Raw genomic sequence first — 23,597 nt, 5'->3', positions numbered from 1 at the left:
ATAATATTGTTCTCTTCATACTTAATGTTTCCTTTAAACCAGTTTATCAAAGCGAAATAGCGAAACAATGATCAAATAAATACCATTTATTAAAAGTAAAACTGATATAACTGGCAGTGCATAAGTTAATTGAAGATAGTATATCAACATACATACTGGGCTTATTATTGTGAGTATGATTGAACAGATATACCCATTAACTAACCACTTGTTACTAATCTTCCGATTTAATCCAATAATTGATAACACAACAATTAGTATAATTAGCGTGATGCCTGTAATCATTAATATTAATTGAAAATCCCGTATGAAATTATACGTATCTGTATTCGCATATGCCATCTTACCGAGTTCATATAGTACAGCGCTATCCCACTCTGCTAAAATAAATAGTCCAACGTACGTAATTGCTAAAAATAATAATCCAATTCCAGTAAAAATTCCTTGCTTGCTTAATTTCATATAGTTCCCCTTGTCTTTCATTAGTATATATTTTAATATTCTTCCTAGTGTTTATAATTCGTATCATAAAGCTTATGTAAACTAACAATTTATAATTGTTTGAACTATTTTATTTCAAACTTAACAACATCTGCAAATGGAATATATCTCAAACTATTTTGGGTTTTATCTATAAAGCTTCCTTTCGGATATTTAGTCATTAAATTAATGATATCTTTTTCTTTGTCATTGTCAACTCTAGTAAATATATGATTTGCGCTTGATACAGTACCACCCAAATCATTATAGGTATAACTAATTTCTTTATCAGTAAAATCATAAGTATTTCCGTTTTTTAAAAATAAAGTAAGTTTCATTTTTCTACTCCTTAATTCCTAATTGTTTGCAAATAGAAAACGTTTGTAATATAATATGTATATAATGAGATCACAGTCAAGTCGATGGTGAGCCTCTAAAATTAATTAGATACTACCGCTTTTTGCTTGACTGGCTACGGCGGTAGTATTTTTCTTTGGCAGAGTAATAATTAGCAACTGCAGTTACTGTAGTTGTAATTACTAGGGCAATTGCTCCAATAATCGCAACAATAATATCATCTGACATACGCACCACCTCCTTCAATTTCTATCAGGAGGGGTTGCCTCCTGATGCTTGAAAAACTTCAAGAGGCTCTACCGTCAACCGTTTTGTGATCTCAACTATTATTATATCAGATATATCACAATTTAAAAAGCACGTTATCGTATACAGTTATAACGTGCTTCTATAGAATTTGCCGCATACAAATATGTATGCATTCTTATTATAACAGACTATAAACAAAAAAATCCAGGACACTCTCGTGCCCTGGATTATATATATTCTTCATTTTATTTCATTAAAAACCAGAATTATGTTACAATATATTCGTAGTTTTTCAAGGACTACAATCTTTCATAAAAAAGCCAAAGCTCCCTTAAAAGCCTTTTGGGAGCTTTGGCTTTTTTTTATATTGTAATTCGATACACTTTTCGGTTCTCTTCTTTAGTCGAAATCAGCTTGGAATTATCAAACCGTTCTAGTACTTGCTGTCCAGCTGTTGACACACCAGTCGCATAAAATTCTACTATATCGTGGCTTTGACACCAATTATTGAACTGCTCCAGAAGATCAGCTAACACGCCAGTGTGGCGATAGCTAGGATGAATAATGATTTCTGACAAGTAACAAATCGGTCCAGATGATCGCCAATGTTCCGGATGTGACAGTACGCGCTCATTTTTAACAATTGCTGCCTCATCATAAACAAGTGACCCATCTGGAAACACAACAATCAGCATCCCAACAACTTTTTCATACTGGATCCCCTGGAAATCCTCTGCTTGCCTGGTCACATATAAAATACGATCACTGTGTTGCGCATATAATTCTTGCCATTCTTCTTCGCTACTCATCCAGCGAATCCGACCGAATTCATCACCCCACACTAAATCAGATAATAATTTCAATTGCATAACTGTTTCATTCATCTTAGAACTCACTCCTTCCAGCGGCCAACTCCGGCCGCTTGTGCCTCTATCAAGGCTGCACGATAATCTGCAGCATACGGCATACTGTCTTTTAGATATTTCAGATCAGCAAATCCAACCTCAACCAACTCCAAGTTGAAGTTTCGTCCATCTAAAAAGATGATAGCTACTTTACGATCGTAACTATCATCCTGAGTGGTATCATATTCAACGAGAATCTCATTTGCCTCCTGGATCCGCTGGCAAGTATAACTGCTCGCTTCTTTGCCATACGGTTCCGTTTTATTGGTTGATTCTGGTGTATTGACTCCTGATAAGCGTATTTTGGTGTTGACTCCATCGATATACAACCAAAACGTATCACCATCAACACACTTTGAAAAACTGACTGCTCCTTCAACTTGTTGTATCTGCAAATCTTTTAATTCTGGAATATACTCACAACCAACAAGCCCAATGGCAATAATAACCAAAATACTGGCTATCATTATTTTAAATTGTTTCATATAAACTGCCTCCTCTATGCACGTGCCATCAGTACACACGAAAATGTTTGACCACTTGGACTTGTAATTGTAACAATATTCTGACTATATTCTATACCACGAGTAGAAAATATATAATCATGATCATTTTGAGTATGATAGCCAAGTGATTCCTTTTTGATGTAGATGCCACCGTCATAATAGTATCGCAACAATCCCATATTAACGAGCAGTTGCTGCAGGTTCTTATTAATCTGCAAAAACCGGTCTCTTTCACTACCAGCGTCCATTTTATCTGGTTCATCCAATATGAGCGGTATGATCTCCTTTTGATTTTCAATAAACGCATCTGTTGCTGCTTGCAGTATCGCATCCAACTTGGTGTAATCGATTAATTGCGCTTTATCAATTAATTGAAATCCTTGTGCGGCATAATACATCTCAAACCGCGTAAACTGTTCCGGACCTTCTGGCCGGTACAATTGATAGACCTGGTGCAGCTCTTGTTCAACAATCATCTTCTCATTAAAAAAGTAATCCACTCGCCGCTTCTCTTCATACCATTCATTATTCTTTTGCGCCAGATCTTGGTGTAATTCTTCAATCTGTTCTTGAAGATGCTTATTTATACGTTTTTCTTTCGCAAGCTCTTGAGTTGCCCGCAACCATACACGAAACTTTTTTAACATGGCTAACACCTCTCTTTATTTCAAATATATCTTGTTTACTCATATTTTTAGCTCCCTTCTATTTGGTTTTAGGTCTGCTAGAATCAATTGGGATAGGTAAATACCCACAAAAGTTATTTTCGTTCCATTCTAGCAACACCTAATATCTACGATTATAGATAAACAAATGATTGTGGTGCTGCACGGATCCCAAAATCTGACAGCGACTTGCTTGGTTCATATTTTTCGACATTCTTTAATTGATAAGCAAAAGCTTTTTTACTTTGCTTATAATATGAAAAGAAAAAATCACTACTGACACCACCAAGCTCATTAGTAAGCTGCCAGATGTTTTCTGGCGTATCAACTATTATGGCTTCAATGTCCGCGACTCCTACAACTGCCATGACAGGAGCTGTGCAATAAATAATCATTCTTTCAGGAATAATCTTTGGCAACACTTTTCTAAATTCATACTGCTTATTCCCGTTCAGTATCTGCTCAACATATTCCGGTTGTATTGCAATCAGAATATCGGTCATTATATTCACTCCTTCAATTAAATACCACCAGCGTATCATTTGGTACACTGGTGGTATTCTGACTATTCAATGTTTGATTGGATGGCCTCAATTAATTTCTCAAGCTCTTCAATTACTGCAGCGCTTTGTTGCTTATCCGTCAGTTTCGTATACTTGGCTAAATGCTTGCTAAACGATTGCGCTTGCTTAATGACTTTTTGCTCAGCGGCCATTAAAGGATCAATTTCTTGTTTTTCAATAGCGTCACCATCAATCGCCTCATATTCGGTTAAGTATCGCTGGACGCTCCGTTCACTTAAATTAGTAAACTGTGCAATCCACACACGCTTCCGAATACCGGTAGGAATATTTCCTAGGCTCTTTTCAATTTCGTAAATATCACCCCACTCCAAAACTTTTTGCTTGACGATTTCTTTCGTCTCCTCGCGTTGCACATTATTGATTGCGACCGCTCTTTGTTCGTCCAAATCTGTTTTGATATCCCTACGAATAAAGGCAGGAATTTCGTCATATCCCAAGCGTCTATATGCTTCCGCTCGGCGATGACCGGCAATATTGATAATATTATCATCACTAATAAAACGCACATGTATTGGATTCTGCAAGCCGTCAGTCTTAATTTGTTCCATCAGCTCCTCAACTTTAACAATTGGCATACGGTTATATTTACTTGGTTTTAGCACCGAAAGTTTAATGGTTGTCAGCTGCATTTCTTCTGGATTCCCGAGCATCAACTCGGCCACACGAGCGCTCTGCCCACTTTGTGGGCGATTTACTTCACGTAATTGTTCGTAAATATCATGATCTTTATTCGACATATTCGGAACCTCCTAATTATTATCACTAATCCACTCGAGAATCTCATCCATAAGCAATACATATTCTTTAGCGACCGGGTGATTCGGCTTGGCCTCAATAATTACATCATTGGTAAATGTAAGCGTATCAAATTCAGTTGCTTTTGAAATATAGGTCTGGAACATATTAAAACGCTTTTCGTCCAAGTATCGACTAATTTTTTGGCTGGCAATCTGATCCGGATTGTGAAAGGTTTTTAACACCCTGAAAAACTTCTTTTGTTCCTTCTTTGAGATATGAAAGACTTGCGCTAAATACTCTAAAAGAATTTCTAAGCCTTTCTGTGAGTATTTCGACGGTGATACTGGGATGATAAAGTATTGTGCATACAAAATAATACCACTGGTAATTTTATTAATTGCCGGCGGGCAATCGAAAATGATGTAGTCATAGTCTTTGTCAGAAAACAAATCATCAAAGAGTTGTGCAAGGTACATTTCCCCACCCATCTTTTGCGAAAGCAGAATATCTGCTGTTGAAAGCATCAATGTTTCTGGAATGAAATCTAAGTTCTCATTGATATGGATAACAACGTCATCAAAGGTCTTGGCTCCGCTTATTAAATCATACAATCCATATTCAACATATTCATCTTTAAGCAATGTTCCGGTCGCATGCAGTTGCGCATCAGCCCCAACGAAGCAAACTTTATTCCCTCTATTTGAAAGGTAGGTTGCTAGAATGATCGCAGCTGTGGTTTTATTCACGCCACCTTTTTGATTTAGCAGCGCTATTGTTTTAGTTTGTTTCATTTCTTACACTCCTTCCAGTGGGCCATTTGGCCCACTTTTCCTGTCGGGCCATTTGGCCCACTTTTCCTGTCGGGCCATTTGGCCCACTTTTTGCGCTGGCGTTTACCGCACAGCGCATTACTGTAAGTAATACAGATATATGTAAAGCCCAATAAGTCCAAGTATCACAAGTCCGCGAATCGTTCGACTATTCACACCAAGCCCCACGCTCAATAAATAACTAATTCCAAATAAAAGAACAAAGTAAACAATCCAAGCTAGCAACTCATTCAGTCCCAAGAAATTTCTTGCGATGGTGTATCCCAGCAAGAAGAAATTTTTCATCGTTATAAGTATCAGCTGGAGAATTTCTAAAAACATTGTTGCTTCCGGTATCACGTTTGATAACAAGAAGTAGATCATCCAGAGCATCGCATACGTTCCCCAAATCCCAAGCATTAAATAAATCGGTCGCCGGATCGGACGGGGAAAAATGCTCGCAACACTGCCGATAACCATTCGTGCCAATCGCTGCACGCTACTAAAAACCATCATATAATTGCACCACCTTTATTTTTCGCATTGCCAAATAAATCGACCGCTTTCTCACCAAATGTATTGTAGATATTACCAAGCGGATTCCCAAAGGCTTCTTCCTTAGTTGTAAAGTAAATTGGAACATCAAATTTTAAATCTTTTAATCGATGCATCTGTTGATACATTGAAGTTTCATCACGAGCAATTGATAATACTCGAAATGCAAATACCGGCCGATCATAAATGAGTTGTTTTTCATATGCTTTAAAATGCAGGAACTGATTATATCGTTTTAGATTTAATGCTAAGTTCTCAATACTTCCGCGTGTTCGTTCAAGTTCAATCCAATAACTGATATACATTGATTGATTATTAACTAGAACCGGCACCAGTAATTGACCTGCCGGGCGTATCTGCCCGCGTTGATTGAGCCCATATTGGAATGCAGCGCGTTCAGCATTCATATAGATAATTCCACGACCACTTTGTTGATAGCGCGATACCATGTGGGCAATCTCAATCATGCGCGTAATAGTCGCCTGGTCTTTCGCAACTGGTTTTAGTTGAGTTCCCTCACCAACAGTACTACATAACCAGTCGTACCCGGTCGTGCCAATCTTGTACACTTGCTTATAACTTTGATTACTTACCGGGCTTTTATGCCAACAAGCAATCGCTTCAACATATCCATTAGTTGAAAGCATTTTTATCCGCTTACTTATATAAGTTTGGTGCATATCAATGTAGACGTATTTCTGAATGTACTCAAGATCTAAATATTCAAATTGATACAGTGACATAAACAGCTTTTCATCACGTTCAGTTATTCGCATTGCTGCGCCCTCCTCTCACTCGCTCCAAAATGAAGCGGCAGTATTTCGTCTTCCATGTTCATATATTCAATTGTAAATTGTGGTCGACCACTTGCTGCATACCGTGCTAGTCGTTCAATGTCTACACGGCGCGCGCCAATATATAAGCAACAAAACTCTACTACTTCTCCCGGATAATGATATTGTTCTAAAAAACATGACTGCTGCAGAAATGCATTATATCGTCTTATTTTAAAAACATTTCCTTTCTGCCCAGTTGTCGCTCGTTCAAGTTCAATCCAGTAACTGATGTAACAATTATTACCAATTGGAATGAGCACCTGTCCATCCGGTCTGATCACTTCGTGCTTTCTAATACCGTATTGGAATGTCGCCATTCGTTCATTGATATAGATCGAATCCGGGAACTGTTTTTTTATAGTTGCTATCACATAGCTTAATTCTAATTGATGCTGCATTTGTGGTTGTGGTTCATTTGAATAAACCAATCGATTAAACGCTTCTTCCTCATCACCCCGTTCTAGAAAATCCAGCACACGGATCGTCTGCTCAGTAATGATATAATTCCAGTCCAAGACACCAACTTTCGGAATACGATCCAAATATCCATTTTGTACTAGTTTCCAAAGTCTGTTAGTAATGTACTGCTTTGAGTGACCAGCATAAATGACTCCATCAATATACACTCGGTCTAAATACTTAAAGTCATCAATCGCAAAAAAGAGCCGCATGTCATTTTCGGTAAGTCCGATTGATATTGGTCGCTGCATGAGCTTCACTCCTTTCATTTCAGCTCCGGGCCATTTGGCCCACCTTACATGTCGCACCACCTCGCCGGCCGCCGCCATCAACAACTAAGCACGGGAGCAGCAACACCGGCGGATAGAATCGACTGAGGTTTGTTTCTTTTAAAAGAAAGTATCAGAGTCCTACTGAATAGTTAGCTATAAACTACTTAGTTTTAGGGTTGGCAATAAACCACTTATATTGATGTTCTTCAACAACGAATAGTTGATTGACTGAATAGAAAATAGAGAATGAAATATAGATAGAGTTTGGATATGGTAAAGGAATTAATTTGAAAGAAGTATCGTTATTTTTGAAGAATAAAGTGTGGTTTATTTGTTGTTTTTGGGGTTTATATATAGAGTTGAATATGGTATTCAAAATTAGAGCCTTAAAAACAGGCCTCAATACGGAGATATCTGCGAAAAAGTCAATTTCATGAACCTATATTCCATAAGGGTTTACGCCGACAAACTAGTTGATTATCACATTGATTTCGATTTTAGAATTTAAATGACTACTTCAAAGACCTAATCAATCAATTTCCCAGTCGTTTTTACACTCAATTTTGAGTCATTAATTAAAGTCTGGAACAACTGCTAATCCAGCACTCTTCGCAGCTTCAATCATATCAAAATTCATGACTTGATTATGGGCCTCTATCCGCGCTTCTTGTTGCATCATCGCAATGCCATCACCATCTAATTTACTCTCATCAACCATACCGAATGACGCTTTAATCTGAGCGTCAATTTCTGCTACCGATTGAAAGTCTCGCTCGATGAGTGGTTTGATCGCAATAAAGGCATCGATACGCGCTTGGCGCATTTCAAGCTCATTTTTGTAGTCGGCAATTTTGCCTTGCTTGGTATAAATGTATGGTGGCGGGCTTTTCAGCATGGTATTCATTTTAACCATTTCACCATTCATTTTAACTTGGGTCACCAATCCAAAAACACTGGTCGGCATCGCTTCAAGTTGTGCTGCACTAAACCGGTTACCACTGGCATTGCTGGCTTCTTTCGCAACCGATCCACTTAATTTTCCAAAGCACTGGGTGCCGGTATTATTGAGTAATGCGACGCGAATCTTATCATTGAGCTGGGTATGATATTGATTTAGTGGAAAGAGTCCCAATCCAAATTGCCGGCCGTCCATCGTAATATCAGGAATGCATGGCACCTGTGCTTGAGCCACTTCATCAATCATCAGAATGTATAAGTTTTTATTTTTACGCTTATTCTTACCTGCCCGGTAACAACGCTCAGTTAAACTGCAGCTGATGAGTTTCTTCGCGGTCTCTGATAAGCGCCCAAGATCAACATACACAATGTGCCCTTCATCAAGCCACTTCGTCAATGGAATCATTGAAGCCTGGCCGAATACCCGGCGTAACACCGGACTGACCGCAAAAATATTCAACCGGGTTTCAATCGCGTCCAGTGTCTCCGGTTTAATATCAGTCCCTTCATACTCTGCCCAGAAGTCAATAAATGGTTTGGCATCTAGTCCCAGTGGTTCTATTCGTTCAAGAATACCTCTTCTAAAAGCCTTACTCTTAATTGCTTTTGCGGCATCAAGAATAGTATGTTGTAAATCGCCCTCTTCACTTCGCAGTCTATTATCCAGCAGCAACAAGCCGAATGTATTTTTTAGGAATTTTTCCATCCGCACTGCTCCACCTGGTGAGGTTGGAATCGCGGTATCAATAATGCTCATTGTTGAATCAATCAGCTCCTGCAGATCATCACCCGGCTCATAATAAAGTAAATTAAGCCCAGGTATATGATCCGCTTTATAACCAAGTGGCACATCATCCGCAAACTTCATATAATGGAAATAGTCCAAATCCGTTGCTTTGAGTCCTTTTGCCTTTGCGGCATGCAGCACCCTGGTAATTAATCCATTCGCACCATTGGTTAATGGATCTATATACATCGATCCGGTTGCGTTTGGATTGTCTAGTTTTTTGATGAAAATACCATCCTGCACCACATACACAAGACTGGTTTTACCGCTCCCGGTGATTCCTTCAACATAGACATGGGTCGTTAAGACATTCTCATCAATCAGTAACTCACGATCGACAACAACCGGATGATACAAGACTCCAAAACTAATACCGCTATTTAATAGGTAGTTTGGAATCATCCCCTGCCCCTTCATTAAATGGATAATCCGGTCCTTGCGTTTCGTATTATTTAATTCCATATAGGAATCACTCCTTTTTTAATTACATCGTATTTAGCACTCATTACTCTAAAAACGCTGCTTCTATGGCACCGCTTGTATAATCAACAACACCAATAATCCGAATGATTCTATCACGTCCGCGTCGGTAATTATAGGTATCTTTGATTAGTCCGTATTTGTAGAGGTTAGCAACCGCCGTATCAATACTCCGTTTCTTTTTACCCGTTCTTTCTGCCAGTTCTTCATTGTGTAACTGATTATTGTTCAACAATTCAAAGAATACTGCTATTTCAAGATTTGTTAAGCACATTTTTGGCACTTTACTCCACCCCTTTATAACAAAACTTTGCATATTGCGGCAATGATTCAACTTGACTCCAGTCAGTTATTTCAGTAATACCATTAAACTTTTCTTCATATTCAATATATTCACTTTCTGAGTGCGCGATTGCGACAAGTCCGGCAATTCTTGATTCTGGCCACAATGCTCGAAAAATCTTTATAGGATATCCCATTTTTCTCACCTCCATCAGTCTAAGATATATTTAACACAACGTTTTAACGTCTCATTTATCCTTATTCATTTTCATCAATATCCGGCAAATGAAAAAAGGCAGCCAATTCACTGGTCGTCATTTTAAACGATTTACCAATCAAAAATGGTGCCTCTGTGATCACATGTTGATACCAAGGTGTTCGCATTATTTTTAAACTATTCGCACTATGTTGCGTGAGTGATGTGATTGTCATCCCAAGATCTGTGGCCACTAGTTTCCGTGTGCTTTCAACTTGAATAACAACATCGAACACCATTTCAACGTCTCCAGCTGCAGGCCGGAGTCGCCGGACAAGGCGTCTGGCATCATCCATTGAAACACCATCAACCTGGCCCGATTCATTTTGTGTCTTACGCGCTTGTTTCTGATCGAACTTCTGTTTCTTATCTTCAAGTTTCACTGCACGTTCTAACGTGCCGCTCTTATCCGGTGTCACCCGGATTTCAATCCATGAATCATCTTCCATCTTATCAATCAGCGCTCCTACTGGGTCAAACTCAAACTTGCGCTGCAAGCTCGTTAATCGATTGGTGTGCAGCTGCCGCTTGTAGGTTTTAACACTCGGATAAATGTTTGCCGGCTCTGCTTCGTAAAATTCTGAAAGCCGATAGAGCCCGCGCAGACTCGTTAATACATTTCGTCGACGATCGCGCGGCATACCAACATAAAAGCGAACTCGGTTATCGGTATCATTATGAATAATCAAGATAAATTGTTCCTTACCTTTTAATAATCGCTCATACCATACACGTTTTTGTGCGTATAGATCTTTAGTAATCGCCGTAAGACTCGATAGACTTACAGTATCATCAGCATGAGGCAACCATAAAAAATAGCACATCCGTCTTTTTTCAAATACTCCAATAATGATTGCCCGGATAACTAAAACCACAATGCCGACTATTAAAAGAACAACTAGTCCATAGATCAATGTTTCAAGAATTGAAGCAATTGTGCCAACCGGTACTTGTTCAGCTACTTGTATTTTTGTATCCTCTGGTAAGAACCACCAGATACCAAATAACGCCGCCGGAATAAGGATGATCCAAAAAGCTCCAATACTTCGGATAATATCTTTTAGTTCTTCATTTGCATCATTCATACATATTCCTCCTAACTCAGTCCAAAATCGGCAATCTGCCAAATGCTGCCATCATACGTAACATCAACCCACGCTTCGCTCACAACCGGAACTGGTGAATCCATCAGGAAATGGATTTGAATATAGACACGCAGCTTTATCTCACTAAGTGGTTCGGCGCTTGCGCGAATAATATTGAGTTCGCTCACACCAACATCTGGTAACGCGAGTTCCGCATGAATTCGTTCTGCTACATTTGGACTCATATTACTAATCCGTTTCAATCGTTCCTGATGCTCTTCATAATTAGAATAGCCATAATAGGCATATACAAAATCTTTGGCAGCCGCAATTCCATCACGAAGCTGAATTGCTTCACTAGTTGTTGTGGCTGCATTTTTTTCGTCAAGTTGTTGCTGCAGTGCATTGACTTGTTCTTGTAACACCGTTCGATCACTGAGTTCTCCAGGATCAACACCCCTGGTCATGACTAGGTATACATTCGCAAGCATTGAGGCACAAAGCAAAAGTAATACAAACACAAACACTTTTTTATTTGTCATAATAGTGCTCACCTCCTGCGATTGGCATACCTTGTTTTTTGACACGTTCAAACCGCACCAGTCCTTGCGCACTAATCACTTGGCCATCCTTGCGCTTCACACGCTCCGGTGCATAAACATCTTTCCTGCGGCCATTTAATGCCGCTAGAACTACTTTTGAGACGATGTATATTGTTCCAGGAGCCGGCGCCGGCAGATGTTCTATCTGCCGACCACCAAGTAAATACTGTTTAATACCGGCATCAATACCAATGAGCCGGCGTTCTTTACTTTTTATCCTGGCAATCATTCCAGATGGTGGAATGACAACATCCGTAACACCATCAGCAATACGTATATCATGATCAGTTAAATTTATGTATCGATACTCCATGCATAATGCTCCTTTCATCATCACGGACTCACAATTGAACTGCGTTCATACTTCGGAAAATATGGTTCCGGGTCAATCCGAGTTCCGTTTGCGTACACTTCTACATGTAAATGTGGTGCCGTGCTGGCACCGGTTGTCCCACAATAGCCAATGACCTGGCCTTGTTTCACCTGCTGTCCTAAAGTAACTCCCACTGTATTAAGATGAGCATACCCGGTCTTTAGATTATTACTATGGCCGATGATAATATAATTACCCCAGCCACCATTATAAAAACCACCACTATCGGCACGATCAACCACGCCATCAGCAGCAGCTCTAATTGGATCATCTTTATTACACCCAATATCCATGCCAGCATGAAAGCGCCCGCCCGGTCCAAAGGGATTTTCAACGTTTCCATATCGTTCAGTCATCACGCCACCAATCGGCTGGATAAACCCCGATTGACTGGCAACAACATCGCTGCCATCTGGTGTATCACTGTTGCCGCCAGAAAAAGCGGCGGCAGCAATCACCACAATTAAGATGACAAGCAGCACCGGCAAACTTAGCATACTCCCTAAACAACCAAAAGCAGCTTTTTTTACTACTTTATTTGTTGCCTTCTTTGCAGCGGCTTGTTTATATTCTGAACGTTCACTCATGACTGATCACCTTTTTTGTTATTGACATATTTTTTATCTGTACCACCATTCTCGGTGTAATACAACGGTTTGGCGGGAGTTGGTTTTGATAATAAACTTTCGGTCACCACACTACGTGGTCGGATATCTTCTTTTGGTGTTACCTTAGCCATTGGTGGCAAGGTTCTTGGCTTTCTAGGTTTATCCGTCTTGTTGCTGTTCTTTTTATTTGTGGCAGCGCTCGCCGCACTAGTTGCGGCTTTTGCTTTCGCCTTACCTGCTTGAACAGTATTCTTCGCCGATGCAGCTGCTCCGCCGACAAGTTTACCTTTATTCTTTCTAAATTCAGCTCTACTCGGCGTTTTAGAAAGCGTCATACCTTTCTGCTTACTTGGTGGTTTATTGGGTGGATCCTTCGGCTCCGGCTTATTATTCGGGCCATTTGTATTATTGTTGCTGTTCTTATAGAACTTATCTTGCCGATGGGCTCTTGCATATTGAACCGCTTCATTATATTTGGTTTTAATCTTGCCACCTAAGACCATCGCCGGTCCAAAGAACTCATTGCGCTTCCACCAAAACAGACAGTAGATGATGGTCACTAATAACTGACTCTTCGCAAAGGTCATATCCGGCATCGTCGCAATCGCACTTTTTAAAATGCCGCTCGTAAAAAGCAGCACCGCAACAACTAAACCCATTGAGATAATTTCAATTTGATTACCCAGTATCTTATTCAAATACGTGATAAGACCCATCCGCTTGGATGGTATGAGCGCTAACGTTAGTGGAACTGGCAAGATAAGAATAAAGACAACAATCATCACCTTCGATGTAAATACGACAATCCCGATCATTATGAACACCGCACCACTTGGTATTGAGGTAATAAACAGTAATAATGTATCAGCCGTTCTCCCCCACGGGTTATGATCGCGACTCATAGATTTATTTTTGTATTGAGTGACTTCCGTATCTGCCAATTTTGACAGATCACCCTCAGTTTCTAAGAAGAGTTTGACCCTCGCCGCTCCAGTCAGTTTAGTTTGATCCTGCTGATTCGCTTCATTCAAGGCTTCAATATCGGTCACTCCAAAGTTCAAATGTAACCAGGGCTTGAAGAGTAGTTCTTCTTTGGCCGCAATTTCAATTTGTTCACCAATTGATAATGGCTCACCATCTTCATTATATTTGGTATCAGTTGTGAGCCCTATAACTACCCCACTAATTTCAGTAGTGAGTGTATTAGCGGTCTTAATGACTGTACCGATATTGGTATAAAAGAAGAAGCTGCCAACTAAAATGATGATGGTTAAAAACAATTGCACAAACATGCCTGAATAATCACGCTTAGAATAGTAGTAAAACAATTCCGCAATCACAATTAAGAAAATCAAGGCCAGGAATGTTGGCAATAAGCCATTACTCATATAGCTGCCATTATAACCAACAAACTTTTGTATGAATTCTTGAATCTTATCGCCAAATGCATTGATAAAGTCTACATCAAAAGCAATCCGTATAACATAAATACATAATTCTGATAAGGCGCGGTAGAGATTCCAGAAGAAGTTTGCCAGCATAAAAGCTATATTGCCACTGATATCCCATGTATCCGTGTTTTGAGCGAGGCGCATCATATCTATATGTTTATACCAGTCACCTATTTCTTTCATACGCTACGCCTCCATTCGTGCCATTTGTCGTGCGATATATGTATCTAAATCAGGTCGATCGGGACTTGTATTCAAAGCCCACTCCAACTCAATAAATATAGCCAAGACTTGCATGGTGCCAGTCCGTTCATAAATATCTTGGAACAGCATCTCTCCCGGTTCAAAGCCGGCAATCTGACTTTCCAAATACTCACTTGGCTCTAAACCAAAGTATTCAATAATCCGGGTCGCCTCTTCACCTCTTGCAAGACCGGCAAATTTCGCCCCAATCACCTCAGTATTGGGAATATGTTCATACTTCTGCGAAATCGGATAAATGGCCGCATTCATTGAACGACCTAAGAGCTGCAAACTATCCACCATGCGTCGACCTTGAGGTGTTGAGCTTATCGCCCACGTCTCATCATTACCAATGAATTTAAACTCCGATGGATACTCAGTAATAAATGCCTCAACGGCTGCTGTCAAACACATCAATACTACGGTTGAAAGCTGATGGCCAATAGTATATTCGGAGCGATCTAAATTGACATCCGGCAGCTGCAGTTTATTAACCGCAACCACATTGATTGAATAATCAAAGCGGAGCGGCACCGGCAAATCCTCCGGATTAGCAAAGAAGATATTTGAAATCGCATGGTCCTTACACGAACTGATTCGCCGCGCTAAGATACTCGCGAGTTGGATTTCATCACTATTTGGCGTTACTTGTTTGTAGTTTAACTGCCATGACGCCCAATTATTTAAAATGGTTGGAATACTGTTCAGGGTTGGATTTGCGATGTGTCGCGTAAAGCTACATGCTTCACTAAGCATCGTATAGCCAAAGTCATCAACTCCAAGACGAAGCAAGTAGCTTAACACTTCGAGTGCCATCATACGTGCTCGCTCAGGATTGTTTTGCGTAATAAACGGGTCTAAAATCCCGGCATCATCTTCTCCCTTACCAAGTTCTCGGATATACACTTCACTCATAAAAAGTTCGCGTAAGTCCGGTGGCAGAAAGAGGCCAAGCTCTTCGGCCCAAGCCCGGCGATCAAACTTCGGATCGGTAAAGATTGATTTACCAAAGAAGATTGCTGACCATATACCTATTAAGTTCGCAGTCACACTTTTACCACTACCTGGTATTCCGGTAATTGATACTGAAGGACTGCTTGTTGCTGTTGGATTATCTGGGTCTACTTTTGGTCCCTGACTTGGATCAAAGAAAACAAAGCGTCCCTGACTACCGGCAACACCGAGTAAGAATCCCATATGTGAACCAATTGAATCAGTAGCGCCAAAGACACCACTGCTAATTGCTTCCGGCTCCATCACACGAATGTAGTCCGGAGCAATGTACGGTGCAGCTCCCGGAATGAATGATGCCATCAAGTCTGCTTGATCAGCAATCGGCCGGGTCAAAATAATCCGGTACCCGCGCAAACGTTCCTTGAGTTCTTTTTCAATAATTTGAATCTCTTCAATTGTGTCAGCAACAACACCATATACGATACTTGCTTTTAACATCGGCTTTTCTTTACTGCTTCTAAACTCATCTTCAACATCCATCATCTGATTGATTCGTTTCGATAAATCCGGATTGACGTACGCTTCAGCTTCTGCCTGGTGCATCGCTTGCCCTTCTAGGCTCCGCCGTTTTTCTACCGCTTCTTTTTGTGCCACTTCATTAGTCATGGTCTCAATCCGAATCGAGAGATCAACCGGCACACTTAAATCCTGTGTGGCGTAGATATAATCAAAATTCATGCCGTTATTTTCAAACTCCATCGATGAAACAACAAAATATGCATGGATCACTTCTTTTTCATCTTGAGCAACCCGCAAATACCGACTTTCTAAACTGACTTGCCCACTGCACCAAAACGTACTCGCTTCGCGCTCAACATCAAAGTCAGAACGAATCCCTTTCCAGTAATTACGCTTCGTTAAATAACCGACTTCGCGTTGCTTGAGTCGATCTGGTTTATATATTTTACTTAAAAAGCTATATACTTCGCGTTCCATAGACAACACCGCTTGATCAATTTCCGGAATCGCTTTAGTAAATAAGCTCCCAGCTCCTTTTAAAATATCTTTAATAACACTGATAGTTGATTCTACCGGTGTAATTTGAACACCAATATAAAACCCCTCTTCTAAAACACCATCTTGATAAAAGCTGCGTGCAAACTCCTTCATTTTAGCCCAGACAAACTCGGCAACCAGCAAAAGCTTCTTGTTATTCATTGGCGGTTTAAATGTATCTAAGTCTTTGGTGTTGGTTATCCGCAACAAATGATAGGCCTGATATGACCCATACAAAAGGGTTTCAAGCTTTCGTTGAAACCCAACCTTTTCATTTTCACTTAAATACGCATAATCTTGAGGTGCAATGCGGTAATAACACCACACATCACCTTCACTATTGACGAGAATATTATTTCTGAGTTCCTTAATTGGAAATTCCATTGGTTACTCCTCCTTCCAGATGATTGTTTCGGCAGCATTATCCATGTGAACCGGTCCATCAACGATTCGCTTATTTGCGTCAGTCACTTTTGGCCGTATCATAAAACGAATGTAATCTTTCAAGAAAAAGAAAATGTGTTTTCCATCAATGTTGGCATTTGGTAAATACATATATGCGCCGACTGGGATTAATATATAAATAAGCACTAGCAATGGCATATTTAATAGTTGACTTAATAAGCCAAGTTGAAAAAACAAAAAACTTTCTATTCCTAATGTCACAATAAATATGAGCAGTCCTAAGAGTGGGATTGGTCGATCAAGGGTAATGTTCCCAATCGCATAGACCATAATTTTAACTTTCCATACCGAATCATATACACGTACAATCCTCATTGGAATAGCGCCTTTCCAAATTCCGAAAAGAGGTTTAGAATTTCTGGCCACATGAGCAGCAATAAGATAAATACACCTATAACCACACCAATGACAAATCCAACATAATCTTTCTTCCGATAATCACGAAAAGCGTGCCATGCCACATACAGTCCAACAAGCCCAGATAGTACATACCGAATATTATTTATAAAATTATCAAACATTTGCATAATAATATGCCTCCTTAATCTATTTTGGTAATCAGGATTCCTGATTCCTGTGTTTTGTATTCTAAAGTATAGGTCATGCGTAGCTGCTGACCACTTGATTGTTCTTCAGCATACACAACAACTTTAATTTTCTCTGCCTTCTCATCAACTTGAATAGTACCAAGTGAACGGAAAGTATAATTGCCATAGGCCGGTTTAATTCCCGTAGACAAGACATCAAGCGCGCTTGTATCATGTCCAAAGTATGCTTCAAAAAAGACAGTTAAATGTTTTTTAACTGTTTCTTTTAAATCACTATTCAAGGTGTCATTAAATGGCTGTTCATAAAGCGTTCCCATTTCACCCTGGCCAATGACTTGCGGATCTGAAACAACTTTATAATTGAAATTCTCCGCCTGGATCAATAGCGCCATATATGTTGAGAAATGTTCTTCATTGACATCATAACTGACGTTATACGTCACCCGGTACACGGTATCGGCAAAGATATCCGTTTTAATCACTGAAATTTCAGTGACTTGTTGCACACTCTTTGGCAGCGGTAAATACGCGTCCAAATATGCCGGTGCAACAACACCGGTTAAAAAGGTTTGTCTGGTCTTGACCATTTCCGAATTATTTGGATCTACATTCATCATTGATAGCAACACATTGCGGCCAACGACTTCACTACCGGCATCAATCGTTGTTGTTTGTGCCTCCCCTGCTTCTTGCATGGAACGGATCGCACTATTGATCCGCAAATTACCATACAATGAAAAGCCAAGTGCCAAAATAACGAGAGTAAGCGCGATCCGGCGGCCAAGTTTTTTAAAATTGAAGCCGCTCTTTTTGGGCTTTGGCGTATCTTTTTGACTTTGTTTTTTTCTAAATAGACTCATATACTTTGTACTCCTTTTCCTCCTTGTTTTTTCATAGGTAGTATTTGTTCTTGTGGTAGTAACCGTTTTGATAAGAAACAATATCCACTTGGGATATATTCAAGATCCGTTACCTCCTCAATCACTAATGCATAGCGAAAGGCATGACGAAGCGTTGCTTCACTGCCACTACTCACTAATTGAATCTGATGTTGATTTTCCTTTTTATAGGCATACATCTTACTCACCTCCAGTGTATTTTTAAGTTTCTTGCTTCCTACTCCAACTCATAGTATAAAAAAGGATCAAGTTTACACTTGATCCGATTTATTTGCTTTCTTTTTAAGAATAAAGTAGATTACTCCCGTAATGGCGAGAAGAGCCCCTACAACAAGGCCTACAACAGTATATTGTCCAGTATTTGTTAATGGTCCATCATACCAAGTAAGTGGCTCATCTTCTGAACTCGTACTTGTTGATGTATTTCCACTGCCGGTAGATCCCGTCGACTCGCCACCGCTATTGTTGCCTTCAGCTACAATATTCTCCTCAACCGGAGGTGGCGCAACTTCTGGAATTGGATCAGTTGGTACAGTTACCGATGGATCCAGTGGGTTGATAAAATCTTCATCTCCTGCTGCGCGGTTAGCAAATTGTTTTGCGATACCACTTGCTTCTTGAATAGTATCAGCCTCTTGAATGACTTCAACTTCATTATTATCGGTTGTCGTCGCAAATACTTGAGTTCCGCTTGTTGCAAATACCCCAGCACCGATTAATAAAGCAATCGCAAGCGTTGCGGTACCTTTACGGCCTTTCTTGCTTCTACTAATTAGAATGACTCCACCGGTAATCGCAATTAAGGCCAACCCACCAACGAGTGCTTCAAAATTACCCTCGCCAGTTACCGCAAGTTCTTCAATTTTATCATTCTCAAACGTAATATGAATGATCTTCTGATCCGAATCAATATTGAACGTTACAATCTCATCACTTAGCGTATATCCGCCTGGCGCTACTAATTCCTTCACTTGATACTCACCATATTTATAGCTTGTTAAATCTGTTTCCGGAATAACCGCATATCCGGTAGTATCCGTTGTATACACTCGGGTAAATTGACAATCAACTGATGCTGCAACATTATTATCCGAACTGTTGTTATCAGTAGTTAGCGTTTCTTCTGGACAAGCCTCACCACTGACACGTGTTACTTCAAACTGAGCATCCGCCAGCGGCTCACCAGTCACACTATCAACTTTAGCAATCGTTAAGTCTCCAATTTCATTATACTCATTGATAATGTTTTGATTCTCATTGACATAATATACACCATCAATAATTTTAGCTGCAACGGCAGGATCTGATAAATCCGGTAAAACAAACTTTTGATAGTCTAACGCGTAAGTTGCATCATCGGCCGTTTTGATTTCACGCAAGTATGCGCCACTACCATAAAGTGATGCTGCAACCTTTCCGGTTAAAAATTTACCGTTTTCATCAGTAACAACTACATCAAGCTCTCGTCCGTCGGCTTGGTATAAGCCATAAGTCACTCCAGGTAATACCTTAAATTCTGCATCCTCAGTCGTTTTATAACCACCTACCGCAATGTATGCTGGTGCAATATCTGCAGTTAGGTTCGCAGTAATATTACGTGGATCATTCATTTTGAAAACAATCATTGCTTGGAGTTCCTCATATCCAACTGGTGGATTAAAAATATTAGCCTTTGGATTATCTAAAGTAATCGAACTTGATAGATTGATTTGTTCATTAGCTACTAAGTTTTCTGTACGAATAACATATTCATTTCCTTTAGAAATTTTTGATAACGCAACATTTTCTCCAACTTTAGTTACATAGTAACCATTTGGTAAACTCAAGGTTGCATCTGCTTTAAAAGAGGTATCCGTAATTTTAAAAGATTCTGTTGTAATTGTTTTAGTTATTGGGTCAAAACTTGAAGTCAATTGTTTTTTCGTAAAATCAAGACTCCGTTCACCAGCCCAACGTGCTTCAATCTTATCAATAACCTGGCGATATTTACTAGACACGTCACCATATCCATGAATTGTTACTCCTGCCCAGTACTCAAGTGTTCCTTCTGTGTTCCATACAGCTGCTTGTGCAATTCCGAATCGATAAGAAAAATCAGAATTTCCCATTAATCCATAGGCATCTTCAAATGCAATATATAATGCATCATTCATTTTTATATTTTGTGATGCGGTTGGGGTGCTGTAATTATCTGAATATGATGCTGGATCCTTTGCTCGTTGTGAACAAAATGCCGTCTCGTTATCAACTTCCAAGTGATTGATAAATGTACGATATCCATTACCATCTACATAACCAATTTGTTCATACATACGTACAGATGATCGTAACATACCTTTAGAGCGACTATTTTGCAAGTCGGCATTAAGCTTCTCAGTCACAGCATTAAGCCACCCTTTTGGATATTGTGGATATTGCCCATCATTATAAACAAATCCCTCAATATCTTTTGGATGAGTCATTACTCCATTATATGGTACCAAAATATCATAATCACCCATTTGATAGGTAACATGACGACTATATAATTGCTGATTCGATGTATTTTCATTTGTTGAGCTTTCATCAGACTGAATAGTCTCTATTTCAGTACTTGCATTGTTTTCAGTAGAGGTATTTTCTACTGAATTATCTAGGGTTTGATTGTTTTCACTTGTTGCGAAAACTGGATGAATTGTACTTGTAGCAACTAACATTACAAAAATAAATGTAGTTGTTATTTTGATAAACTTCTTCATGTTTATTCTCCTTTATAAATAGATATTCTAAAATTTAAAAAGCAGCCATACACCTATGACTGCTTTTATATTTAACTGTATTAAATTGTAGCCGGTGAACGGCAATTAAAAATCATAAAAATCACTCCAAATAAAAAAAGCACAAAACTGTGCTTTTAGATTTCCTTTTAGTTACATACTTTAACAGGATACTCGATGTTAGATGTTGCTGTTTCGCCGTTAGGTAGTGTAATTGTTTCAGTTTTAACTCGAATTTCAATTCGACAAACCGGACCGGCTCCTCCACCACCTTGTGTAGTTCCGCCACCACCAGTGCCGTTATCATCGTTTGAAGTAACAGTTCCACCATTATATGTACCAGTTCCACTTGGAGTTGCCGGCATATTATTTCTCGTCCATTGGTCAGCATTCGCATAAGCTTCACTCACAATGTTCATATTAGACCATGCTTCATCATATTTGCCAGCTGCAATTAAATCAGTAACAATTTTCTTTTGCTCGGCTACATGTTTTTGATGATCCTCGCTATATTGGTTTTGGAGTTCACCAGATTTGCTGTTTACTATATTAGTTAATGCTGTTTTTTGAGTTTCTGCGAGCTTTGTTGTAAATGGAGATTCTTCACCTTGAAGAGTGTCCAAATGTTTTTGTACTGTATCAATTTGCGCTGTCATTTCTGCCACATCAGCATCTGTATAGTTCGTTGTGTCAACAGTAGTCATAATTACAACTATTGGAGCATCAACTTTCAAGGTGTCTATAACTTGTTGTTTCTCATCAGCATTTAGGTACTCCAATTCATTGACGGTTTTAGTATTATCAGCAATGAGCGTTGCAAGCTCATCTTGTTTATCCTGGAGAATTTGTGCTTGTGCTTTATACTGTGTGTTTAACTCTTGTTGTGCTGTGTAGATAGCAAACTGGTTATATCCATATGCACCGCCGGCAGCGATTAAACTAATTGCTACAACCGCAACTACTCCGATAATTATTTTTGTTTGTTTCTTCATATCTTTAATTTTCTGCATTGCTGCTCACTCCTCGCTTAAAATTCTTCTTCAATCGACTTCTGTTTGTTGTCAATAACAAATAATTTCAATAATAGGCTACTAACTGCCAGTGTAACGCCACTTGCAGCAAGCGAAGTTTGAATAAATCGCAGTGTAAAGCCTGGTATGTATATCATAGACATTGATACTATTGATATTGTAATACCAACTAAACACATCGCATTTGTCCAGTTCCGTAATTTCTTTTCCATAAATATCCTCTCTCTTTTAGTAATCCTCATCACTTATCTGTATACTTCTTTTCGGTGCGCTACTTGCAGCGCCAAGATAAGTAGCTCTTCATCTACAAATTTGACAATAACCCGGTATTGGCCAACTCGGTAGCGCCATGTTCCTTCTACTCTACCTTTTAATGCCTTTCCTTGCAACCGCGGACTATCTGTACCATCGATATGTAAGTCGAGCCATTTTACAATAATAGTTGCAGTTGACTTATCAAGTTTACTTAATTGCTTCTCAAATTGCTTCGTGTATCGAAGCTTGTATTGTTTAGAGTCCATACTTTTTCATCATTTCTTCATGGGAATACGTTTTTGGATCTTTTTGATACTCTTCGTAAGCTTTATCGGCAAGCGCTGCATCGTATTCATCCTCAATATATGAGAAAACAATCTGATTAATAAAGTCACTCATTGTTTGCCCTTGAAGCTCTGCATATTTTTTATATAGCTCTTTTTGTTTGTCATCCATTCTAACACTAACAACTGCCATAATAATCACCTCATAATTATTTGATAATTTAATTATACTACAATTGTAGTCAATGTCAACCAGGATAATTATTTTTATTATTATTGTATAAATGCTCTGATCAAAGTCATTTCTCAACGTAATTGAGGAATATCGCCTAATAATTACTATCTTAGCTTATTATAGAGTCGCTAGAAGGCATCGAACTTTGATTTTGTGGGTAATCACCCATCACATTGCATTCTAGAGCCATGTCCATATTAGTTTAATTTACCTTCAATCTTACTTTTTCTGTACAAATACTCTTCTTCATCAATCAGACGGACAAACTCACCTTGATTACCCAATCTACGAACAACAATATCGAGTAGACCTCCTTCCAAGTGAGCCTCAAGATCTGCAATTGTCATATGATCAATTCCTTCAATCTTTGCTGGTTCATTCCTATTAATTCCTTCTGTTGTTTCATAAAAAAATACTAATTTTATTTTCATTGTAATTCATTCCTTTCATCACAAATATATTGGACAATTTTTGTTTACGCATCAAATTGCCAGGTCTAGCTGCATTTGCACTTCATAGTTTGTTAAAATGATTTCTGTCTTATCTGTACATTCATCTTTGCTACGCATATATGA

General features: G+C 39.2%; 30 protein-coding genes. All 30 read right to left on the bottom strand.

Annotation, left to right across the window (positions count from 1 at the left end):
- Positions 1-566 precede the first annotated feature (566 nt).
- The 30 genes from FEZ08_RS11135 to FEZ08_RS11000 all read right to left on the bottom strand — a co-directional run bounded on the left by FEZ08_RS11135 (position 567) and on the right by FEZ08_RS11000 (position 23,453).
- Positions 567-818 carry a hypothetical protein gene (locus FEZ08_RS11135; RefSeq protein WP_138192389.1) on the bottom strand — a complete coding sequence of 84 codons (252 nt, stop codon included), beginning with the start codon at positions 816-818 and terminating at the stop codon, positions 567-569.
- Between the two features lie 112 nt (positions 819-930).
- On the bottom strand, positions 931-1,065 hold the full coding sequence (locus FEZ08_RS12595; protein WP_277871047.1) for a hypothetical protein: 135 nt from the start codon (positions 1,063-1,065) through the stop codon (positions 931-933).
- Positions 1,066-1,448: 383 nt separating this feature from the next.
- The gene (locus FEZ08_RS11130; protein WP_138192388.1) at positions 1,449-1,970 is read right to left on the bottom strand and encodes a hypothetical protein; all 522 of its coding nucleotides are present in this window, start codon (positions 1,968-1,970) and stop codon (positions 1,449-1,451) included.
- An 8-nt stretch (positions 1,971-1,978) separates the two neighbouring features.
- Positions 1,979-2,476, bottom strand: a complete 498-nt coding sequence (locus FEZ08_RS11125) for a thermonuclease family protein (RefSeq protein WP_138192385.1) — start codon at positions 2,474-2,476, stop codon at positions 1,979-1,981.
- Between the two features lie 14 nt (positions 2,477-2,490).
- Complete coding sequence (locus FEZ08_RS11120; protein ID WP_138192383.1) at positions 2,491-3,144, bottom strand: hypothetical protein; 654 nt, start codon at positions 3,142-3,144, stop codon at positions 2,491-2,493.
- Between the two features lie 152 nt (positions 3,145-3,296).
- The gene (locus FEZ08_RS11115) at positions 3,297-3,665 is read right to left on the bottom strand and encodes an ASCH domain-containing protein (protein ID WP_138192381.1); all 369 of its coding nucleotides are present in this window, start codon (positions 3,663-3,665) and stop codon (positions 3,297-3,299) included.
- 62 nt (positions 3,666-3,727) lie between these two features.
- Positions 3,728-4,483 (bottom strand): ParB/RepB/Spo0J family partition protein, encoded by a 756-nt coding sequence (locus tag FEZ08_RS11110; RefSeq protein WP_138192379.1) that lies wholly within the window; start codon positions 4,481-4,483, stop codon positions 3,728-3,730.
- A gap of 12 nt (positions 4,484-4,495) precedes the next feature.
- Positions 4,496-5,275: a ParA family protein gene (locus tag FEZ08_RS11105; RefSeq protein ID WP_138192377.1), complete on the bottom strand. Its 780-nt coding sequence runs from the start codon at positions 5,273-5,275 to the stop codon at positions 4,496-4,498.
- 117 nt (positions 5,276-5,392) lie between these two features.
- Positions 5,393-5,809 (bottom strand): hypothetical protein, encoded by a 417-nt coding sequence (locus tag FEZ08_RS11100; RefSeq protein WP_138192375.1) that lies wholly within the window; start codon positions 5,807-5,809, stop codon positions 5,393-5,395.
- A complete protein-coding gene (locus tag FEZ08_RS11095) occupies positions 5,806-6,624 on the bottom strand; it encodes a hypothetical protein (protein WP_138192373.1) in 819 nt (272 codons plus the stop codon). The genes FEZ08_RS11100 and FEZ08_RS11095 overlap by 4 nt, the downstream gene beginning before the upstream one ends.
- Positions 6,615-7,394 (bottom strand): replication-relaxation family protein, encoded by a 780-nt coding sequence (locus tag FEZ08_RS11090; RefSeq protein WP_171015052.1) that lies wholly within the window; start codon positions 7,392-7,394, stop codon positions 6,615-6,617. Before FEZ08_RS11090 ends, FEZ08_RS11095 begins: the two co-directional genes overlap by 10 nt.
- Positions 7,395-7,986: 592 nt before the next feature.
- Positions 7,987-9,621 carry an ATP-binding protein gene (locus FEZ08_RS11085; protein ID WP_138192369.1) on the bottom strand — a complete coding sequence of 545 codons (1,635 nt, stop codon included), beginning with the start codon at positions 9,619-9,621 and terminating at the stop codon, positions 7,987-7,989.
- A 43-nt stretch (positions 9,622-9,664) separates the two neighbouring features.
- Positions 9,665-9,913 (bottom strand): helix-turn-helix domain-containing protein, encoded by a 249-nt coding sequence (locus FEZ08_RS11080; RefSeq protein WP_242003497.1) that lies wholly within the window; start codon positions 9,911-9,913, stop codon positions 9,665-9,667.
- Between the two features lie 10 nt (positions 9,914-9,923).
- On the bottom strand, positions 9,924-10,118 hold the full coding sequence (locus tag FEZ08_RS11075; protein ID WP_138192365.1) for a hypothetical protein: 195 nt from the start codon (positions 10,116-10,118) through the stop codon (positions 9,924-9,926).
- 61 nt (positions 10,119-10,179) lie between these two features.
- On the bottom strand, positions 10,180-11,262 hold the full coding sequence (locus FEZ08_RS11070; RefSeq protein ID WP_138192364.1) for a hypothetical protein: 1,083 nt from the start codon (positions 11,260-11,262) through the stop codon (positions 10,180-10,182).
- A gap of 11 nt (positions 11,263-11,273) precedes the next feature.
- Positions 11,274-11,804 carry a hypothetical protein gene (locus FEZ08_RS11065; protein WP_138192362.1) on the bottom strand — a complete coding sequence of 177 codons (531 nt, stop codon included), beginning with the start codon at positions 11,802-11,804 and terminating at the stop codon, positions 11,274-11,276.
- Complete coding sequence (locus FEZ08_RS11060) at positions 11,794-12,177, bottom strand: hypothetical protein (protein WP_138192360.1); 384 nt, start codon at positions 12,175-12,177, stop codon at positions 11,794-11,796. Before FEZ08_RS11060 ends, FEZ08_RS11065 begins: the two co-directional genes overlap by 11 nt.
- A gap of 20 nt (positions 12,178-12,197) precedes the next feature.
- Positions 12,198-12,824 (bottom strand): M23 family metallopeptidase, encoded by a 627-nt coding sequence (locus FEZ08_RS11055; RefSeq protein ID WP_138192358.1) that lies wholly within the window; start codon positions 12,822-12,824, stop codon positions 12,198-12,200.
- Positions 12,821-14,479 (bottom strand): CD3337/EF1877 family mobilome membrane protein, encoded by a 1,659-nt coding sequence (locus FEZ08_RS11050; RefSeq protein WP_138192356.1) that lies wholly within the window; start codon positions 14,477-14,479, stop codon positions 12,821-12,823. The genes FEZ08_RS11055 and FEZ08_RS11050 overlap by 4 nt, the downstream gene beginning before the upstream one ends.
- A 3-nt stretch (positions 14,480-14,482) precedes the next feature.
- Positions 14,483-16,933 (bottom strand): ATP-binding protein, encoded by a 2,451-nt coding sequence (locus tag FEZ08_RS11045; RefSeq protein ID WP_138192354.1) that lies wholly within the window; start codon positions 16,931-16,933, stop codon positions 14,483-14,485.
- Positions 16,934-16,936: 3 nt separating this feature from the next.
- Positions 16,937-17,329 (bottom strand): TcpE family conjugal transfer membrane protein, encoded by a 393-nt coding sequence (locus FEZ08_RS11040; RefSeq protein ID WP_138192352.1) that lies wholly within the window; start codon positions 17,327-17,329, stop codon positions 16,937-16,939.
- Positions 17,326-17,541: a TcpD family membrane protein gene (locus tag FEZ08_RS11035; RefSeq protein WP_138192351.1), complete on the bottom strand. Its 216-nt coding sequence runs from the start codon at positions 17,539-17,541 to the stop codon at positions 17,326-17,328. The genes FEZ08_RS11040 and FEZ08_RS11035 overlap by 4 nt, the downstream gene beginning before the upstream one ends.
- Positions 17,542-17,555: 14 nt before the next feature.
- Positions 17,556-18,422, bottom strand: coding sequence for a conjugal transfer protein (locus FEZ08_RS11030; RefSeq protein WP_138192349.1), 867 nt, complete (start codon positions 18,420-18,422; stop codon positions 17,556-17,558).
- Complete coding sequence (locus FEZ08_RS11025) at positions 18,419-18,640, bottom strand: hypothetical protein (RefSeq protein WP_138192347.1); 222 nt, start codon at positions 18,638-18,640, stop codon at positions 18,419-18,421. The genes FEZ08_RS11030 and FEZ08_RS11025 overlap by 4 nt, the downstream gene beginning before the upstream one ends.
- A gap of 72 nt (positions 18,641-18,712) precedes the next feature.
- Positions 18,713-21,199: an MSCRAMM family protein gene (locus FEZ08_RS11020; RefSeq protein ID WP_138192345.1), complete on the bottom strand. Its 2,487-nt coding sequence runs from the start codon at positions 21,197-21,199 to the stop codon at positions 18,713-18,715.
- A gap of 167 nt (positions 21,200-21,366) precedes the next feature.
- The gene (locus tag FEZ08_RS11015; RefSeq protein WP_138192343.1) at positions 21,367-22,227 is read right to left on the bottom strand and encodes a hypothetical protein; all 861 of its coding nucleotides are present in this window, start codon (positions 22,225-22,227) and stop codon (positions 21,367-21,369) included.
- 17 nt (positions 22,228-22,244) lie between these two features.
- On the bottom strand, positions 22,245-22,460 hold the full coding sequence (locus FEZ08_RS12240) for a hypothetical protein (protein WP_171015050.1): 216 nt from the start codon (positions 22,458-22,460) through the stop codon (positions 22,245-22,247).
- A gap of 33 nt (positions 22,461-22,493) precedes the next feature.
- On the bottom strand, positions 22,494-22,769 hold the full coding sequence (locus tag FEZ08_RS11010) for a type II toxin-antitoxin system RelE family toxin (RefSeq protein WP_138192341.1): 276 nt from the start codon (positions 22,767-22,769) through the stop codon (positions 22,494-22,496).
- Positions 22,759-22,980, bottom strand: coding sequence for a type II toxin-antitoxin system RelB family antitoxin (gene relB, locus FEZ08_RS11005; protein ID WP_138192339.1), 222 nt, complete (start codon positions 22,978-22,980; stop codon positions 22,759-22,761). Before relB ends, FEZ08_RS11010 begins: the two co-directional genes overlap by 11 nt.
- A gap of 239 nt (positions 22,981-23,219) precedes the next feature.
- Positions 23,220-23,453, bottom strand: a complete 234-nt coding sequence (locus FEZ08_RS11000) for a hypothetical protein (protein ID WP_138192337.1) — start codon at positions 23,451-23,453, stop codon at positions 23,220-23,222.
- Positions 23,454-23,597: the final 144 nt, after the last annotated feature.

The organism is Culicoidibacter larvae (assembly GCF_005771635.1).
Lineage (GTDB): Bacteria > Bacillota_I > Bacilli_A > Culicoidibacterales > Culicoidibacteraceae > Culicoidibacter > Culicoidibacter larvae.
Note: the sequence above shows the minus strand (reverse complement) of the source record. Positions and strands in the feature narration are given on the sequence as shown.

What these genes read in the sequence shown, in the direction of transcription:
- FEZ08_RS11135 (WP_138192389.1), bottom strand. Translation starts at nt 818, where the DNA reads ATGAAACTTACTTTATTTTTAAAAAACGGAAATACTTATGATTTTACT.
- FEZ08_RS12595 (WP_277871047.1), bottom strand. Translation starts at nt 1,065, where the DNA reads ATGTCAGATGATATTATTGTTGCGATTATTGGAGCAATTGCCCTAGTA.
- FEZ08_RS11130 (WP_138192388.1), bottom strand. Translation starts at nt 1,970, where the DNA reads ATGAATGAAACAGTTATGCAATTGAAATTATTATCTGATTTAGTGTGG.
- FEZ08_RS11125 (WP_138192385.1), bottom strand. Translation starts at nt 2,476, where the DNA reads ATGAAACAATTTAAAATAATGATAGCCAGTATTTTGGTTATTATTGCC.
- FEZ08_RS11120 (WP_138192383.1), bottom strand. Translation starts at nt 3,144, where the DNA reads ATGTTAAAAAAGTTTCGTGTATGGTTGCGGGCAACTCAAGAGCTTGCG.
- FEZ08_RS11115 (WP_138192381.1), bottom strand. Translation starts at nt 3,665, where the DNA reads ATGACCGATATTCTGATTGCAATACAACCGGAATATGTTGAGCAGATA.
- FEZ08_RS11110 (WP_138192379.1), bottom strand. Translation starts at nt 4,483, where the DNA reads ATGTCGAATAAAGATCATGATATTTACGAACAATTACGTGAAGTAAAT.
- FEZ08_RS11105 (WP_138192377.1), bottom strand. Translation starts at nt 5,275, where the DNA reads ATGAAACAAACTAAAACAATAGCGCTGCTAAATCAAAAAGGTGGCGTG.
- FEZ08_RS11100 (WP_138192375.1), bottom strand. Translation starts at nt 5,809, where the DNA reads ATGATGGTTTTTAGTAGCGTGCAGCGATTGGCACGAATGGTTATCGGC.
- FEZ08_RS11095 (WP_138192373.1), bottom strand. Translation starts at nt 6,624, where the DNA reads ATGCGAATAACTGAACGTGATGAAAAGCTGTTTATGTCACTGTATCAA.
- FEZ08_RS11090 (WP_171015052.1), bottom strand. Translation starts at nt 7,394, where the DNA reads ATGCAGCGACCAATATCAATCGGACTTACCGAAAATGACATGCGGCTC.
- FEZ08_RS11085 (WP_138192369.1), bottom strand. Translation starts at nt 9,621, where the DNA reads ATGGAATTAAATAATACGAAACGCAAGGACCGGATTATCCATTTAATG.
- FEZ08_RS11080 (WP_242003497.1), bottom strand. Translation starts at nt 9,913, where the DNA reads ATGTGCTTAACAAATCTTGAAATAGCAGTATTCTTTGAATTGTTGAAC.
- FEZ08_RS11075 (WP_138192365.1), bottom strand. Translation starts at nt 10,118, where the DNA reads ATGGGATATCCTATAAAGATTTTTCGAGCATTGTGGCCAGAATCAAGA.
- FEZ08_RS11070 (WP_138192364.1), bottom strand. Translation starts at nt 11,262, where the DNA reads ATGAATGATGCAAATGAAGAACTAAAAGATATTATCCGAAGTATTGGA.
- FEZ08_RS11065 (WP_138192362.1), bottom strand. Translation starts at nt 11,804, where the DNA reads ATGACAAATAAAAAAGTGTTTGTGTTTGTATTACTTTTGCTTTGTGCC.
- FEZ08_RS11060 (WP_138192360.1), bottom strand. Translation starts at nt 12,177, where the DNA reads ATGGAGTATCGATACATAAATTTAACTGATCATGATATACGTATTGCT.
- FEZ08_RS11055 (WP_138192358.1), bottom strand. Translation starts at nt 12,824, where the DNA reads ATGAGTGAACGTTCAGAATATAAACAAGCCGCTGCAAAGAAGGCAACA.
- FEZ08_RS11050 (WP_138192356.1), bottom strand. Translation starts at nt 14,479, where the DNA reads ATGAAAGAAATAGGTGACTGGTATAAACATATAGATATGATGCGCCTC.
- FEZ08_RS11045 (WP_138192354.1), bottom strand. Translation starts at nt 16,933, where the DNA reads ATGGAATTTCCAATTAAGGAACTCAGAAATAATATTCTCGTCAATAGT.
- FEZ08_RS11040 (WP_138192352.1), bottom strand. Translation starts at nt 17,329, where the DNA reads ATGAGGATTGTACGTGTATATGATTCGGTATGGAAAGTTAAAATTATG.
- FEZ08_RS11035 (WP_138192351.1), bottom strand. Translation starts at nt 17,541, where the DNA reads ATGCAAATGTTTGATAATTTTATAAATAATATTCGGTATGTACTATCT.
- FEZ08_RS11030 (WP_138192349.1), bottom strand. Translation starts at nt 18,422, where the DNA reads ATGAGTCTATTTAGAAAAAAACAAAGTCAAAAAGATACGCCAAAGCCC.
- FEZ08_RS11025 (WP_138192347.1), bottom strand. Translation starts at nt 18,640, where the DNA reads ATGTATGCCTATAAAAAGGAAAATCAACATCAGATTCAATTAGTGAGT.
- FEZ08_RS11020 (WP_138192345.1), bottom strand. Translation starts at nt 21,199, where the DNA reads ATGAAGAAGTTTATCAAAATAACAACTACATTTATTTTTGTAATGTTA.
- FEZ08_RS11015 (WP_138192343.1), bottom strand. Translation starts at nt 22,227, where the DNA reads ATGCAGAAAATTAAAGATATGAAGAAACAAACAAAAATAATTATCGGA.
- FEZ08_RS12240 (WP_171015050.1), bottom strand. Translation starts at nt 22,460, where the DNA reads ATGGAAAAGAAATTACGGAACTGGACAAATGCGATGTGTTTAGTTGGT.
- FEZ08_RS11010 (WP_138192341.1), bottom strand. Translation starts at nt 22,769, where the DNA reads ATGGACTCTAAACAATACAAGCTTCGATACACGAAGCAATTTGAGAAG.
- relB (WP_138192339.1), bottom strand. Translation starts at nt 22,980, where the DNA reads ATGGCAGTTGTTAGTGTTAGAATGGATGACAAACAAAAAGAGCTATAT.
- FEZ08_RS11000 (WP_138192337.1), bottom strand. Translation starts at nt 23,453, where the DNA reads ATGAAAATAAAATTAGTATTTTTTTATGAAACAACAGAAGGAATTAAT.